This is a genomic window from Bacillus sp. IT-79MI2 (assembly GCF_949768135.1).
Classification (GTDB): domain Bacteria; phylum Bacillota; class Bacilli; order Bacillales; family Bacillaceae_G; genus Bacillus_A; species Bacillus_A pseudomycoides.
On record NZ_CATKPV010000047.1, the window covers coordinates 73976 to 89178 of the forward strand.

16 protein-coding genes and 1 other annotated feature are annotated in these 15203 nt (G+C 37.6%); of the genes, 3 read left to right on the top strand and 13 right to left on the bottom strand.

Going from position 1 to position 15203, the window contains the following annotated elements:
• Positions 1-69: 69 nt before the first annotated feature.
• The 6 genes from ACM6HU_RS05080 to ACM6HU_RS05105 all read right to left on the bottom strand — a co-directional run bounded on the left by ACM6HU_RS05080 (position 70) and on the right by ACM6HU_RS05105 (position 5974).
• Complete coding sequence (locus ACM6HU_RS05080; protein ID WP_016113780.1) at positions 70-1005, bottom strand: ABC transporter ATP-binding protein; 936 nt, start codon at positions 1003-1005, stop codon at positions 70-72.
• Positions 998-2041, bottom strand: a complete 1044-nt coding sequence (locus tag ACM6HU_RS05085) for an ABC transporter ATP-binding protein (RefSeq protein WP_016113779.1) — start codon at positions 2039-2041, stop codon at positions 998-1000. Before ACM6HU_RS05085 ends, ACM6HU_RS05080 begins: the two co-directional genes overlap by 8 nt.
• A gap of 20 nt (positions 2042-2061) precedes the next feature.
• A complete protein-coding gene (gene opp3C / locus ACM6HU_RS05090) occupies positions 2062-3078 on the bottom strand; it encodes an oligopeptide ABC transporter permease (RefSeq protein WP_016113778.1) in 1017 nt (338 codons plus the stop codon).
• Positions 3075-4004, bottom strand: coding sequence for an oligopeptide ABC transporter permease (gene opp3b / locus ACM6HU_RS05095; protein WP_016113777.1), 930 nt, complete (start codon positions 4002-4004; stop codon positions 3075-3077). Before opp3b ends, opp3C begins: the two co-directional genes overlap by 4 nt.
• A gap of 126 nt (positions 4005-4130) precedes the next feature.
• On the bottom strand, positions 4131-5765 hold the full coding sequence (locus tag ACM6HU_RS05100; protein ID WP_414848050.1) for a peptide ABC transporter substrate-binding protein: 1635 nt from the start codon (positions 5763-5765) through the stop codon (positions 4131-4133).
• On the bottom strand, positions 5762-5974 hold the full coding sequence (locus ACM6HU_RS05105) for a hypothetical protein (protein ID WP_033671046.1): 213 nt from the start codon (positions 5972-5974) through the stop codon (positions 5762-5764). The genes ACM6HU_RS05100 and ACM6HU_RS05105 overlap by 4 nt, the downstream gene beginning before the upstream one ends.
• 155 nt (positions 5975-6129) lie before the next feature.
• On the opposite strand from ACM6HU_RS05105, the gene ACM6HU_RS05110 reads away from it, so the two are divergent.
• Together ACM6HU_RS05110 and trpS are read left to right on the top strand one after the other, a co-directional pair.
• Positions 6130-6465: a DUF3899 domain-containing protein gene (locus ACM6HU_RS05110; protein WP_375337739.1), complete on the top strand. Its 336-nt coding sequence runs from the start codon at positions 6130-6132 to the stop codon at positions 6463-6465.
• 233 nt (positions 6466-6698) lie between these two features.
• Positions 6699-6918, top strand: a binding site (T-box leader).
• 229 nt (positions 6919-7147) lie between these two features.
• Entirely contained in the window at positions 7148-8137 is a 990-nt protein-coding gene (gene trpS / locus ACM6HU_RS05115) for a tryptophan--tRNA ligase (protein ID WP_016113774.1), read from the top strand.
• 151 nt (positions 8138-8288) lie between these two features.
• Here trpS and ACM6HU_RS05120 read toward each other — a convergent pair whose 3' ends face one another.
• From ACM6HU_RS05120 to ACM6HU_RS05150, 7 genes are all read right to left on the bottom strand, one after another.
• A complete protein-coding gene (locus ACM6HU_RS05120) occupies positions 8289-9035 on the bottom strand; it encodes a YjbA family protein (protein WP_016113773.1) in 747 nt (248 codons plus the stop codon).
• A gap of 171 nt (positions 9036-9206) precedes the next feature.
• Positions 9207-9995 carry a DUF2268 domain-containing protein gene (locus ACM6HU_RS05125; RefSeq protein ID WP_414848051.1) on the bottom strand — a complete coding sequence of 263 codons (789 nt, stop codon included), beginning with the start codon at positions 9993-9995 and terminating at the stop codon, positions 9207-9209.
• Positions 9996-10262: 267 nt separating this feature from the next.
• On the bottom strand, positions 10263-11501 hold the full coding sequence (fabF, locus tag ACM6HU_RS05130; protein ID WP_016113770.1) for a beta-ketoacyl-ACP synthase II: 1239 nt from the start codon (positions 11499-11501) through the stop codon (positions 10263-10265).
• 31 nt (positions 11502-11532) lie between these two features.
• Positions 11533-12465, bottom strand: coding sequence for a beta-ketoacyl-ACP synthase III (gene fabH, locus ACM6HU_RS05135; RefSeq protein ID WP_016132591.1), 933 nt, complete (start codon positions 12463-12465; stop codon positions 11533-11535).
• A 346-nt stretch (positions 12466-12811) separates the two neighbouring features.
• Complete coding sequence (locus ACM6HU_RS05140; protein WP_003195910.1) at positions 12812-12985, bottom strand: ComZ family protein; 174 nt, start codon at positions 12983-12985, stop codon at positions 12812-12814.
• 206 nt (positions 12986-13191) lie between these two features.
• Entirely contained in the window at positions 13192-14052 is an 861-nt protein-coding gene (locus ACM6HU_RS05145) for an NAD-dependent epimerase/dehydratase family protein (protein ID WP_016132590.1), read from the bottom strand.
• A 57-nt stretch (positions 14053-14109) separates the two neighbouring features.
• Positions 14110-14844, bottom strand: a complete 735-nt coding sequence (locus tag ACM6HU_RS05150; protein WP_016132589.1) for a hydrolase — start codon at positions 14842-14844, stop codon at positions 14110-14112.
• Positions 14845-15000: 156 nt separating this feature from the next.
• Between ACM6HU_RS05150 and ACM6HU_RS05155 the strand changes: the two genes are divergently transcribed.
• On the top strand, positions 15001-15183 hold the full coding sequence (locus ACM6HU_RS05155; protein WP_016113766.1) for a YjzD family protein: 183 nt from the start codon (positions 15001-15003) through the stop codon (positions 15181-15183).
• Positions 15184-15203: the final 20 nt, after the last annotated feature.

The window sequence follows — 15203 nt, forward strand, 5'->3', positions numbered from 1 at the left end:
GGTTTATATCAGTTTTCTTATTTGTATTTATATAAAAAAGAAGCGACCTCTCCAGCCGCTTCTTTTCTATTATTGATAGATTTCTTTATATTTCTTGTATTCTGCTTCTGAACAAAGAACAAAATGTCCAGGGCGAATTTCTCGCATAGTAGGCGTTTCATTACCATATTGATGCTGAGATGGATCATATACGATACGCTTACGATTGCGTTCATAATCCGGATCTGGAAGCGGAATTGCTGATAATAGTGATTTTGTATACGGATGAATTGGATTCTCGTATAGCTCATCACTGCTTGTTAATTCAACAATTTGTCCGCGGTACATAACACCAATGCGATCACTGATGTATTTTACCATCGATAAGTCATGGGCAATGAATAAATATGTTAAGCCTTTTTCTCTTTGCAGTTGTTTCAGTAAGTTTACAACTTGCGCCTGAATGGATACGTCAAGTGCTGAAATTGGTTCATCCGCAATAATAAATTCTGGTTCTACCGCAAGTGCACGAGCAATTCCGATACGTTGACGTTGTCCACCAGAGAACTCATGCGGGAAACGATTGGCATGCTCTTTATTTAACCCAACTGTGTTCAATAATTCATGCACACGATCCATACGTTCTTTTTTGCTTTTTGCTAAACCGTGAATATCAATGCCTTCTGCAATAATATCTCCAACTGTCATACGAGGATTTAATGATGCGTATGGATCTTGGAAAATCATTTGCATTTTACGATTAAATTTCTTTAGTTCTGTACGTGATTTTTTACCATGTACGTTTTCACCATCGAACAATACTTCACCAGCAGTTGCATCATATAACCTGATAATCGTTCTACCAGTTGTTGATTTTCCGCAACCAGATTCCCCTACAAGTCCAAATGTTTCACCGCGGTAAATATCAAATGAAATGTCGTTGACCGCTTTTACAACACCACCACTAACGTTGAAGTGCTGCTTTACATTTTTTACTTCAATTAATTTTTCACGTTGATTAGTCATGTTGTTCACCTGCTTTCATTTGAAGAATTCGTTTTTGAACGACTTCTGGCGGTTGTACTTCTGGTGCTTGCTCATGAAGTAACCATGTTGCCGCATAATGTGTATCACTAACTTTAAATAATGGTGGTTCCATTTCAAAGTCAATTTTTAGTGCCTGTGGGTTACGTGGTGCAAATGCATCCCCTTTCGGCGGTTTTAATAAATCTGGAGGTGTTCCAGGAATTGCATATAACTCTGCTTCTGAACCATCTAAACTTGGCATAGATGCGATTAATCCCCATGTATACGGGTGTTTTGGGTTGTAGAAAATTTCATCAACCGTACCAATTTCAACGACTTTACCTGCATACATAACAGCAACTCTGTCCGCAACGTTTGCTACTACACCTAAATCATGCGTAATGAAAATAATCGCCGCTTCTGTTTTCTGTTGAATGTCCTTCATAAGCTCTAAAATTTGTGCTTGAATTGTAACGTCAAGTGCTGTTGTCGGCTCATCCGCAATCAATAGTTTCGGATTACAAGCTAATGCCATCGCAATAACAACACGCTGTCTCATACCACCAGAGAATTGGTGTGGGTATTGCTTTAAACGTGCTTCTGGATTTGGAATTCCAACAAGATCAAGCAGTTCTAACGCAACTTTACGCGCATCCGCTTTGCTCATCCCTTGGTGTTTAATAAGACCTTCCATAATTTGATTACCGATTGTCATCGTTGGATTTAGTGATGTCATCGGATCTTGGAAAATCATTGCAATTTCTTTCCCGCGTACTTGCTGCATTTCTTTTTCCGTTAATTTTGTTAAGTCACGACCCTCAAAGACAATTTCTCCATTTTTAATACGTCCTGGAGGATTTGGGATTAATCCCATTAGCGCTTTCGAAGTAACTGATTTCCCAGAACCAGATTCTCCTACAATCGCTAATGTTTCTCCCTTTTTCAAATCAAATGTAACTCCGCGAACAGCTTGTACTTCACCAGCATGTGTATCAAAGGAGACTTGTAAATCTTTTACCTCTAACAATGTTTTCATTTTCACTTCTCCTCCCTCGTTTACTTACGCATTTTTGGATCTAACGCATCGCGTAATCCATCTGCCATTAAGTTAAATGCTAAAATTAACATACTGATGACAACCGCAGGGATGAACATCATATGTGGATACGTTTGAATTGACTTATATCCATCATTTACAAGAGAACCAAGTGATGCAGTTGGCGGCTGAATACCAAGACCAATGAAGCTTAAGAATGCTTCACCAAACACCGCTGTAGGAATTGTAAACATTGTCATAACGATAATTGGTCCCATTACGTTCGGAATTAAATGCTTCACAATTAATTGTGTGTTTGTTGCACCTAACGTACGAGATGCTAATACATATTCTTGGTTTTTTAATTTTAATACTTGTCCACGTACAATCCGCGACATTCCAATCCAACCTGTAATTGCCATCGCAAGTGTAATTGACCAAATACCTGAACCCATAATAATTACCATCAAAATAACGATAATTAAATACGGAATACCATTAATAATTTCCATGATACGCTGCATAATATTATCTACTCGTCCACCGTAGAACGCTGAAATACCTCCATATGCAACCCCAATTACTAAATCAATCGCCGCCGCTAACAGGGCGATATATAATGATACGCGTGTTCCTTCCCATGTTCTTGTCCATAAGTCACGCCCTAGATCATCTGTACCAAACCAGAAATACTCTTTAATATCACGTTTCTCATATTGATCAACACCATATTGATCTGTACCATCAAACGGTAACCAATGAATATTTTCGATCACTGGAATTTTTGGTGGCATTTTTGCACGGCCTAAGTCTTGTTCTTTATAGGAATGTTTACTTACCATCGGTCCTAAAATTGCCATAAGTGTAATAATAATCAGTAATACAAGACCAAACATTGCCCCTTTATGCTGGAACAAACGTCTTCTTACATCTTGCCAAAAAGTTAAGCTTGGACGGGCAATGACTTCATTATCAACATTGCTTTGATTGGCTGGTTGAAATAAATCTGGAGATAATTTTTGTACATCTTTCATCATTTTTTCCCTCCCGCTAGACGAATACGAGGATCAATAATTCCGTATAAAATATCCACAATAAAGATGACTAAAATAAAGATTGCACTATAGAAAATTGTTGTTCCCATAATAACTGTATAGTCATTTAATGTTATCGATTTAACGAATTGCTCCCCAAGTCCAGGTACAGCAAAAATTTGTTCAATAACAAGCGTCCCTGTAATTAATCCCGCAACCATTGGTCCTAAAATTGTAACAACTGGAATCAATGCATTACGAAGTGCATGTTTTATAATAATGACACCTTGACTAATTCCTTTTGCTTTTGCTGTTAAAATATAATCTGCTTGCATTACTTCAATTAACTCCGCACGAGCGAAACGTGCAATTGTCGCAGTAACTGCCATCGATAAAGCAACCGTTGGCATGACTGTAAATTCAGGACCTTTCCAGAATGCAACTGGGAACCAACCAAGTTTTACCCCTACAAAATATTGTAGTAACGCCGCAAATACAAAGGATGGTACCGACATTCCGAGTACAGAAATAATGGTTGCCCCGTAATCGACCCATGTATTATTACGAAGCGCTGCGATAATCCCTAAGATTAATCCAATAAATGTACCTAACAAGATTGCTTGTAAACCAAGCTGTGCCGATGGTCCAATACGATCAACAATCATATCCGTTACAGGACGGTTATCGTACTGGAATGATACTCCTAAATCACCTTTTGCTAAGTTTCCTAAGTAGCGCGCATATTGCACTGGTACCGGATCATTTAAACCGTATTTTTCCAAAATGATTTCTTTTTGCGCCGGAGATAATTTCTCTTGGTTCTTAAGCGGAGAACCCGGTAGTAATTTCATTAAAAAGAATGTCAACGTAGTGATTAAAAATAATGTCAAAGCCATGTACACGAAACGTTTTAATGCATAACGTCCCATAATCAAGCACCTCCCCATTTTTCTCAAAAGCAATAAGATAGTTTGAAATATTCTTACTTTTATTTTTTAAAATAAGAGCATATGCCCATCATAGGCATATACCCTTATTCATGATGGAAACCATTTTTATTTTTTGACTTCAACCCATTTGTAGCTAAATTCGCCACCATATTTATGTTCTAGCAACCCTGTAATAGAGCTGCGTTGTAAATATGCTTTTCCTGGTTGATATACTGGAGCAATTGCTGCATCATCCAACAATTGTTTTTCAGCTTTCAACAGTGCATCCCAACGAGATTGTACATCTGTCTCTACTTTTGCCTTCTTAATTAATTCGTCATATGCTGGATTTGCATAGTTGACTTTGTTTTGCGGATTTCCTGTTGTATACATATCTAGGAATGCCATCGGATCCATATAATCTGGGGCCCATCCTGCATACGACATTGCATATTCTCCACTTGCTTCAAGTTTTAATTTTTGTGCAAATGGCTGCATTTTCATTGAAATTGTTAAGCCTGGTAAATTCTTTTCAAATTGCCCTTTTAAATACTCACCGATTTTCTTAGCATCATCTGTATCAAAGTTCAGCAACTCTAAATCTACTTTATCAACACCAAGTTCTTTTTTACCAGCTTCCCAATATTTTTGAGCCTCTTTTATATCTTCTTTGATCAGATTTCCATTTTCTTCACGGAAGTCTTTTCCATTTGGTCCTTTCGCTAAACCTTTCGGAACAAAACCGTATATCCCCTGTGAACCATCGTTTAAAATAACTTTCCCGATATTTTCACGTTCAAAGGCCATTGATATTGCTTTACGGATGTTCTTATTCGCTAAGAACTTGTTCTTTTCGTTTAAACGAATAAACTGTGTAGAAGGTTTCTTAATTGTCTTGAAATCAGAATCTTTTTTGTATTTATCTACAAATTCTGATGTCAATACGACACGATCAATTGCATTTGTTTCATATAAATTTATTGCAGTTGAACGATCCTTTAGAATATTGAAGTTTACTTCTTCCAGCTTCACTACTTTATTGTCCCAGTACGTCTCATTTTTCTTAAGCTGGAAACTTTGTTCATGTTTCCACTCATTTAAGACGAACGGACCGTTATAGAGCGTCGTATTAGATTCTAATCCAAATTTATCCCCTTGTTCTTTTACGAACTTTTCATTTAATGGATAGAATGTTGGATATACCGTTAAGCTAACAAAGTAAGGAACAGGGTTGTCTAATTCCACTTCTAGCGTGTGATCATCAATTGCTTTTACGCCAAGTTCTTCAACTGGCAACTCTTTTTTATTAATTTTTTCTGCATTCTTTACATCGAATAATATGTAAGCAAATTTTGTACCTGTATTTGAATCGACAGCTCGTCTCCAAGAATATACAAAGTCTTTAGCTGTTACAGGTTCCCCATTAGACCACTTCGCATCATCACGTAATTTAAATACGTACTTCTTACCACCTTCCGTTTTCTCGTAAGACTTTGCCACACCTGGAACGAGTTTATCGTCTTTTCCAAGGCGATATAATCCTTCCATTGTGTTATTCATTATGTTAGAAGATGCCGCATCTGTTGATAATGTTGTATCCATTGTCGGAATTTCAGCAGCTTCAGGTAAATTTAGTACTTGTTTGCCTAAAGCACTGCCTTCTTTCGTACTCGCTTTCGTATCCTCTTGCTGATAACTACAAGCGCCAAGCATACTGACCGTCAATGTCGATGCAAGTATTAGTGGTATCTTTTTCTTCATATTGTACTACCTCCCCTAATTGCACCTCCTGTACCCCCACTTGATAAAAAGCAGAATTGAAAGAATAATCTCCAAGTTTCTACAATTTTCATTATACATATAATGTGACGATTGTGAATATAGTTTTTTGTTTTTTTGTTAAAATTTTTAATAAAATGTTTATTTTTTTTATTTTTTGTAAATGAGGTACTTAACATTGCTCTCATCATATTGAAAGAAAATACAAAATTGCGTATAATTTTCAAATAATTATCCCTAGTACTCATTATAACTTTTATAGTATAATAATTCTAGTAATATTTTGACGGAGGGGAACATTTTGAATAGACTTTATCTTCACACTTGTATATTAATATTATTAGCAATAATCGTTTCTAGCATTGGTGCATTCCTATTTCCAGCTCATTTTTTGTTGAATTTTGTCAATATCATGTTTTACATTGCATTATTTTTTATTATTTTGGGAGGTTTTTTATTTCTATTTCAAAGTGGATTTTTCAACATAACAATGTACGCTTTCCAAAAAGTATTTGGAACAAATAAAAAGGTAGAATCTTTAATTGAAGAAGAAGAATCAGCAATAGATAAAAAAGAAAGAATATATAAAACGTATTCTTTCACATGGACATACCCCATCTGCATTACAGGTGTTCTTTTAGGCCTCATCTCTACGGTCATTAGCTTTACTATTTTGATGTAGTTTGCAAACGTTTTTCCATATGATATAATAACTTGCAAAACATTTTGTTATAAAAAGCGCAAGTGGCTCGCTCAGAATGCGAGGGGGATGGAGCTCCTGACGTAGAGGCGCTTTTTGCCTCGCTGGAAGGCGCGAAGCCACCGAGTATTCTTGCCACTGGAGCTGGATTACTCAAAAGGCGCAAGTGGCTCGCTCAGCTGTTAAAAAACAGAGCTATATTATAATAAATTCATATGTATGCGATGAGAAAGAAGAGTACATATTGCAGCAATTTCAGAGAGCTTGTGGTTGGTGAGAACAAGTAATTGTACAGTATGGAATGGGCTTTTGAGCACCAAACCGAAACAACTTAGGAGTAGGCTTTGGCGTTTTATCCAGGCGTTATAATGGATAAAAGAGATTTCACTATTTGTGAAATAATTAGGGTGGTACCGCGGTCCATTCGTCCCTAGATCATTGGGGATGAATGGGCTTTTTTGTATTTAAAAGCGGAAGCGGCTCGCTTAGAATGCGAGGGGGATGGAGCTCCTGACGTAGAGGCGTTTTTTGCCTCACAGGAAGGCGCGAAGCCACCGATCATTCTTGCCGCTGGAGCTGGATTATATAAAAAGCGGAAGCGGCTCGCATTGACCTACTTCCCCCACTCTTCAACAATACATACAAATTTCAAGGAGGCATTATTATGTCAGTTATTTTTTCTGGTATTCAGCCAAGCGGAACAATTACGCTTGGAAACTATTTAGGAGCAATGAAACAATTTACAGAATTGCAAAACGAACATGATTGTTATTTCTGCATTGTAAACCAGCATGCGATTACAGTTCCTCAAGATTCTGTACAACTTCGTAAAAACATCCGCAGTCTTGCTGCGCTATATGTAGCTTGTGGTATTGATCCTGAAAAATCTACTTTATTTGTACAATCAGAGGTACCTGCGCACGCTCAACTCGGATGGATTATGCAATCTATCGCACATGTTGGAGAATTAGAACGTATGACGCAATATAAAGATAAATCATCTGGTAGAGAATCCGTTCCAGCTGGATTACTTACGTATCCACCATTAATGGCAGCTGACATCTTACTTTATAATACTGAGATTGTGCCAGTTGGCGACGATCAAAAACAACATATGGAATTAACTCGCGATTTAGCAGAGCGTTTCAATAAACGTTTCCGTGAAATTTTCACAATTCCAGAGATTCGCATTCCAAAAGTAGGCGCTCGTGTTATGTCATTAACAGAACCTACGAAAAAAATGAGCAAATCTGATCCAAATCCAAAATCAATGATTAGTATGCTTGATGAGCCAAAAACAATCGAAAAGAAAATTAAAAGTGCAGTAACTGATTCTGACGGTATCGTAAAATACGACAAAGAAAACAAACCTGGTATTTCCAACTTATTAACAATCTACTCTTCATTCTCAGGTAAAACAATTGAAGAACTAGAAGCTTACTATGAAGGAAAAGGATACGGTGACTTTAAAGGTGATTTAGCACAAGTAGTCGTAGAAGCAATTCGTCCAATTCAAGAAAAATATAACGAACTAATTAACTCCCCTGAATTAGATGAAATCCTTGACAAAGGTGCTGAAAAAGCAAACCGCGTTGCAATGAAACAACTACGTAAAGTTGAAAATGCAATGGGATTAAGCAGAAAACGTAGGTAACTAAAAAAGCGGGGGCGGCTCGCTTAGAATGTGAGGGGGATGGAGCTCCTGACGTAGAGGCGTTTTTTGCCTCATAGGAAGACGCGAAGCCACCGATCATTCTTGCCGCTGGAGCTGGATCAAATTAAAAAACCGCCAAATTGGCGGTTTTTTAATTTACCTTTTGTTCATTTTCCATTTCCCATAACTTTTCAAAGAATGGTTGCCCTTTTACAAGGCGTTCACATAGCTGTTCATGCTTTTTTGACCAACCATATTTCGCTTCCTCATAAAGGCGCTCCCAGACGGCTTCAAATTTCATATGTTGAACAGTCCCATATGCAGATGGATCCCATTCTGTATACCAATAGCGAATTTCAGCTGGATTTTTCGTTGTATGTAGTTGATCTAGTGCCATAAAAAGCAATTGTTTCAATTGTCGTTCTTTACGAGTTAAGCCATTCATAATATATGGCGATGGTGATAAAATATGATGCTCTTTTTGTGATTCTTCCACTTGAAACTCATACTTTTCTGCTTGGACATTTTCCACCATCTCATATACCATCTGCTCTTGACGGGGAATAAGCCTACTTTTTCGAATCGGTACATTGTACCCAATTGAATCCACTGCAATAATTCCTTTTCCATCTGTAACAACAAAACAATACTCTTGTTGCAAACGCTCATGATTTTTACGAATATACGCCTTATGATGTACGTCTTCCAATAGTTTTTGCGGAAGTTCCAATAATTCGTTCTCGATGTAATGATATAATGTAGAATCTACTTTTAATAATGGCACTTGATCTAATAATTCGATCGTATCATCCTTCCGCCATTCGTAAAAATGACAAACGTTATACCCATTTTCCTCACCTTCAAACCAATTTACCCATACATCATGTAGATATAACATTTTCTACCCCTCACTTCACTACTGTTTGTACATCTCATTATGTTCATTTTTTGTAAAATTTATTCCATCCAAGGGAATATATTCTACTTATTATTTCTTCACTACTTCTCACTTCCATTTTCATCATGCAAAAAAACTTGGCAGCGCCAAGTTTTTTATATTTATCACCTATTAAGAGGTAAAAATATTTGCTTTATTTAATATACATATGGCATCCATAGACAATAAAGAAAGCGTGTTATCTTTCTCAAATTCCACACAATCTTTTACAATATGAAATCCAACGCCATATCCAAGCATCTTCGGGTACATTTGCATTCCATTTAGTAAGCAGTCATGCTCCCTTGTTCCTCTCTTCATATCCTTTTTCTTTTTTACAACCTTCTCCCAATAATGAACCGCTTCCTCTTTTGTATAGTACGATGTCCACGGTGCATAACTCTTTTCTGAGTGCCTTTCATACACCGCTTGCTCTGCAAGCCCCTCCATTATCATTGTATCAAGTAATGTATAATCCTTTTCTTTCTTTTCAATTTGATGTAACCGACATATGTGATGATATTCATGGGTAAGCAATGCTTTTAATTCCTTCACTGTATTCCGTCCACAGACAAACAGGAAAATCACATGACGCATTGTTAAGCCAGCTTTTCCGTTATATTCCGCTTGTACCGTGCGATTATATGAATCTGATAACAAAATAAAGATAGGGACATCTGGCCCTTGTAACCAGTGCTTTAGTTCCTCATACTCCTCAGAAAGCTCTTTCCAAATCTGCTTTTCCTCTAGCTGCTCAATTTCTTTTTGTCCTTCCATCACTGGACGATACATACCTTTAGAAATTAAAAAACGGTACAACCTCTCCTTTGGCAATGGAATGTATTTTGTAAACTTCTCACAAAGCTTTTCTGGACGCCCATAATAAAGGTGCAGCCAATCTGCCGTTTGAATAACCCCCATCTTCACTCCTCCCTTTTCTTCTATATATATGCAAGAAAAGGAGCGAACGCGAAGTGATAAAATTAAACTTTTGATTGGCTTTACTTTGTTACGGCTATGAAATCAAAAGCTGACTGCTCCCACTTTCTACTTTTGTTTTTACATGGCATAGGGCAAAAAAAGGCACTGACCGCTTCTACGCATGATCGGATGCTCTCTTCCATCCAAAAAAGGGTGTTTTAAGAAGTAGCTCTCCTTTGCTACTTCCCAAAACACCCTCTTACTACATTATTTATAAGTTTTAAATACTAACACTGCGTTATGACCACCGAACCCTAATGAGTTACTTAAAACAGTGCGTACTTCTTGATGTCTCGCTTTGTTTGGTACGTAATCTAAATCACATTCTGGATCTGGTGTTTCATAGTTAATTGTTGGCGGAATCACTCCATCTGTAATAGATTTAACAGAGAAAATCGCCTCAACAGCGCCAGCTGCTCCTAATAAATGACCAGTCATTGATTTTGTAGAGCTAATCGCTACTTTATATGCATGTTCACCAAATGCTTCTTTAATTGCCATCGTTTCGTATTTCTCATTCGCATCTGTACTTGTACCATGCGCATTAATATAATCGATATCCTCAGGCTGAAGACCGGCATCTGCTAATGCTTGACGTATCGCACGAACACCGCCCTCACCGCCAGGAGCAGGCATTGTAATATGGAACGCATCACCTGTTGCACCATATCCGACAAGTTCAGCATAAATACGTGCACCTCGTGCTAACGCATGCTCCAACTCTTCTAGTATAAGAATACCAGCTCCTTCTCCCATTACAAATCCACTACGATTTTTATCAAATGGACGACAAGCAGTTGCTGGATCCTCATTAAATGTTAATGCTTTCGCTGAACTAAATCCTGCAAATGCCATACTTGTTAACGGCGCCTCTGCACCGCCTGTAATCATTGCATCTGCATCACCGCGCTGAATGACTTTAAATGCGTCACCAATTGAGTTTGCCCCGGATGCACAAGCTGTCACAGAACAAGTATTAATTCCTTTTGCACCTGTAGCAATTGAGACTTGACCCGCAGCCATATCAGGAATCATCATTGGTATCAAAAATGGACTTACACGGCGCGGGCCTTTTTCCGTAAAGATTTTAAATTGCTCTTCATACGTTTCCATGCCACCAATACCAGAACCTATCCATACACCAATACGCGGTGCATTTTCTTCTGTAATGTCCAACTTTGCATCTTCAACTGCCATTTTCGCTGCTGCTACCGCATATTGTGTGAAGCGATCCATACGGCGCGCTTCTTTTTTCTCAATATATTTTTCAGCTTCAAAGTCGTTAATTTCCGCTGCTACTTTTGCTGGAAATTGTTCCGGATCTAAGCGTGTAAGCCGTCCGATTCCAGATACACCATTTTTAATGTTTTCCCAAGCTGTTTCTACATCTGTTCCGATCGGCGTAACAGCTCCTAGTCCTGTAATTACGACACGCTTCTTTTCCATACAAAATACACTCCTTTTTTTCTCTCAGTCCTTATTTGCCCCAACGAAGAGCGACTGCTCCCCATGTTAATCCGCCACCAAAGCCGACTAATATAATTAAATCACCGTCTTGAATACGTCCATTTTGCAATTCCTCTACCATCGCAATTGGAATTGAAGAAGCTGATGTATTTCCGAACTTTTCAATTGTTGTACTCATTTTTTCTTGTGGCAAACCTAATCGTTCCCTTGCCGATTCCATAATACGAATATTTGCTTGATGCGGAACTAAAAAGTCCACATCTTCTTTCGTAAGACCTGCTTTTTCTACAACACGAAGACAAGAATCACCAAGTTGACGAACAGCGAATTTAAAGACTTCTCTGCCATTCATCATAACATATTCATCTTGATAAAGGTGCTTGCCACCACTTCCATCTGCGCCTAATTCAAATGAAAGAATACCCTTTCCTTCTGAAACAGCTCCCATTATAACAGCGCCTGCCCCGTCTCCAAATAGCACAGCTGTATTACGATCATTCCAGTCTACAATCTTAGATAATTTATCACTACCAACTACTAATACGTTTTTATAAGTTCCAGTTTGAATAAATTGCTGCGCTGTAATCATTCCGTACATAAAGCCCGCACATGCTGCACCTAAATCCATTGCTGCTGCATGTTTCGCACCAATTTGTTCTTGAATTACACAAGCAACGGCTGGAAAAGAGCGATCTGGCGTTACTGTTGCAACTAAAATAAGGTCAATTTCTTCTCCACTAATCCCTGCATTTTCAATAGCTTTCTTGGCAGCTTCTACCGCCATATATGAAGTATTTATTGTATCATCGGCAATGCGTCTCTCTGCAATTCCCGTTCTCGTACGAATCCACTCATCAGATGTATCCATGATTTTCTCTAAGTCGTGATTTGTGACTACTTTTTCTGGCACATATCTTCCGATCCCTAAAATGCCTACGTTCACATCGCAGCCCTCCGTTTTATATCAATTATTATGACTTGGTACTAATTCTAAAACATAAATGTTTATTTGTCTAGAATATATTTCTAAGTAAAAAAATAAAGCCGACATATTGTCGACCTTATCTCATAGTAGAACCAAAAGCAAACTACCTATATATCCCGCTCTTTTCCAATTGAGCTCCCCCCTCCTTCACTTTGCTTAGAAGAGGGAGTCTTCTCGGTTAAAATGATAAAAATACTTCCGTATCTGCTTTTACTTGGCGCGGGGCAGAAAAAGGCTCTGACCGTTTCTATGCATGGCTAGATGCTCTCTTCCTCCAAAAAAGGGTTTTTATGTCTAGTTCACTTTATTTTCCCGCTTTTCCAAGCTCATATGCTTCGTTCATTACTTTCATTAACAACTCTAGTACTGGCTGCGCTTTTTCCATATCAAGTGCAATCCCATTATCATCCAAAATGGCCTTTGCTTCCGGCAGGTGTTTCATAGCGATTTGTAAAAACTGCATATTTTTTTCGTTCATATTTCTTCATCCTTTCTATAAAGTGAAACTTTAATCAGTGGAGTTTTTTTCATCCCCCACTGATTATTAGTTGAACCAATCGGGCTTTTACGGGCAGTTGATCCCATCACCTAACTTCTTTGCTTTCGCTGAATTTTGAGGTGGAGGTCTTACTGCCCGTTAATGCGGGATAAAAGGAGTAATAATCTCCTCATTTCTACATTAGTTTAACATGTATTTTGTCCCTCGTATAACTCTTTATATCGTTTTAAATGTGTCAGTTGTTTATTTAAACCGAATTCTAACGGCGTGTTTTTCACAATACAAATACTCTTTATCTCTTCTCTTTTCACTTCTTTAACAGTTTTTTTCACTTTATGCTCAGCATTTAAAAGGATAATTCCTTTTTCCCATAGATTTTCTTTACCACTGATCATATTATATACACCTAAATTTTCTATGGTTTTACCTTTTTCCCATAAATATTCACACACATCTTCTACATAAAGAAGGTCCGCTCCATTTTCATTTTGAAGAAGCTCATATTCCTTTTCCATAAGTTCAGAAAGAATAAGCCTGTGGTACGTCATAAAGGAAGGTTGCCATGGGCCGTATAGAATTGGAACACGAAGTATACTATAGCGAATATTCGCCTTCTCCACTTCTTCCTCTACTTTCATAAATAATCGTTTATTTTCAGATAGATCTTGCACATTCGCCATTTCAATAGAAGAAAGTACATTTAGCTTCACTTGTTTTCTTTCGCACATATGAATGACACGCTTTAAATATTGTAAAATGATTCGTTCATTTCGAAATCCGCTTTGCCTGTTCGGTTCACATAAACAAAAGTAAGCCGCATCAAATTGATCGGTTTCTACTGTCTTCCATCCGCTCTCATCTCTTATAGACGAATACATAAACAAATCATTCCGCCCAATTAAAAATAACTTTTCTTCACTTACTTTTGACATACTTTCTAGATCAGCAAAATCAAGGCCATATACTTCTACTTCTTCCGCAAGCATTTTATTTACAAGATGATAGCCTACAAACGAAAGTGCCCCTATAATTAGTACGCGCTTCATGTCACCAACCCTTTCTCCCTCTAAACAAATAGCTCCTCATTTATGTATATTGGAGCTTCATAAATCTTCTTCATATTTTTTAAAGAAATGACATGTATGTTGAACCATCTTATATTTTACATGTTGCAAATGAAACGATAGTGAGGTCTCACAATTTTCATTTATCCGCTTTTTTTCATATTCACGTAACAATTGCTTGCGCGCTTTTTGTTCTTGTGTGGATACAAATATTTTTACAGGCACACAAGAAGGTAAATAAGAAAAAGACTTCTTAGCAATTTCCGCTTCTAACTGTGCTTCCTTCACATCATACGCAAGCAATAACTCTCTCACTAACCTTTTATAGAAAAATTTATGCTCTTTTTCAAATTCCACATGTGCAGGCAAATCTAGGCATGGAGTAAGCATCACTACAGATCGAATGCATTCTGGGTATCGATTCATCATTTCAAGAGCCACAAGAGCCCCCATTCCATCTGCAATGACATGAATTTGTTCGTTTAGTGTTTCTTTTTTCATAACAACATGATACAAACGCTTCGCTAAACGAACCGATTGATCATTCCCCCAATGTCTCCCGTATAAATTAGATGAAAAAACGGTATATCCATTTTCTATCAGCCCATTTAAAAAATGAGCGCGCCCCGCATGCTGCGTCCATAAACTTGTACCATTCTCAATAAAATAATTGTAATCACCAAGAAGCATGACACCAAATCCATTGGGCTTCTCTGGCAAATAAATCACACATGGTTCTTGTTCTAAGTAAAAAAAACGTTCCGTAACACTCATCATTCTCCCGCCTTATTTTCTAAACATAAAACTACTCCTTTATAATGTATGAAAGGAATACAATTTTGCGTTGAAAAATCTACAAATATTTTTTCTATATTCTTTTTTCAATTGTGTTACAATAAGGACAGATTGAACGAATAGGGGTGTGAAAAGATGCGTGTAATTTGGGCCTTTATTTGGTCGTTTATGCTTGTACATATGATGAGCTACGTAATTAGCTCTATGACTGGCGGTGTATACGATTTCGCGCTAGCGTCTAAATTCTCAATTGTTCTTGCTGTGCTTGTAATGGCAATTGCAGCAGCAATTCCAAACGAACCAGTAGAACAACACTAATAAAGAAAGAGCCCGGATTC

What these genes read in the sequence shown, in the direction of transcription:
- ACM6HU_RS05120 (WP_016113773.1), bottom strand. Translation starts at nt 9,035, where the DNA reads ATGTTATATCTACATGATGTATGGGTAAATTGGTTTGAAGGTGAGGAA.
- ACM6HU_RS05125 (WP_414848051.1), bottom strand. Translation starts at nt 9,995, where the DNA reads ATGGGGGTTATTCAAACGGCAGATTGGCTGCACCTTTATTATGGGCGT.
- trpS (WP_016113774.1), top strand. Translation starts at nt 7,148, where the DNA reads ATGTCAGTTATTTTTTCTGGTATTCAGCCAAGCGGAACAATTACGCTT.
- ACM6HU_RS05080 (WP_016113780.1), bottom strand. Translation starts at nt 1,005, where the DNA reads ATGACTAATCAACGTGAAAAATTAATTGAAGTAAAAAATGTAAAGCAG.
- fabF (WP_016113770.1), bottom strand. Translation starts at nt 11,501, where the DNA reads ATGGAAAAGAAGCGTGTCGTAATTACAGGACTAGGAGCTGTTACGCCG.
- ACM6HU_RS05085 (WP_016113779.1), bottom strand. Translation starts at nt 2,041, where the DNA reads ATGAAAACATTGTTAGAGGTAAAAGATTTACAAGTCTCCTTTGATACA.
- ACM6HU_RS05145 (WP_016132590.1), bottom strand. Translation starts at nt 14,052, where the DNA reads ATGAAGCGCGTACTAATTATAGGGGCACTTTCGTTTGTAGGCTATCAT.
- ACM6HU_RS05155 (WP_016113766.1), top strand. Translation starts at nt 15,001, where the DNA reads ATGCGTGTAATTTGGGCCTTTATTTGGTCGTTTATGCTTGTACATATG.
- opp3b (WP_016113777.1), bottom strand. Translation starts at nt 4,004, where the DNA reads ATGGGACGTTATGCATTAAAACGTTTCGTGTACATGGCTTTGACATTA.
- ACM6HU_RS05140 (WP_003195910.1), bottom strand. Translation starts at nt 12,985, where the DNA reads ATGAACGAAAAAAATATGCAGTTTTTACAAATCGCTATGAAACACCTG.
- ACM6HU_RS05150 (WP_016132589.1), bottom strand. Translation starts at nt 14,844, where the DNA reads ATGAGTGTTACGGAACGTTTTTTTTACTTAGAACAAGAACCATGTGTG.
- opp3C (WP_016113778.1), bottom strand. Translation starts at nt 3,078, where the DNA reads ATGATGAAAGATGTACAAAAATTATCTCCAGATTTATTTCAACCAGCC.
- ACM6HU_RS05105 (WP_033671046.1), bottom strand. Translation starts at nt 5,974, where the DNA reads ATGATGAGAGCAATGTTAAGTACCTCATTTACAAAAAATAAAAAAAAT.
- ACM6HU_RS05100 (WP_414848050.1), bottom strand. Translation starts at nt 5,765, where the DNA reads ATGAAGAAAAAGATACCACTAATACTTGCATCGACATTGACGGTCAGT.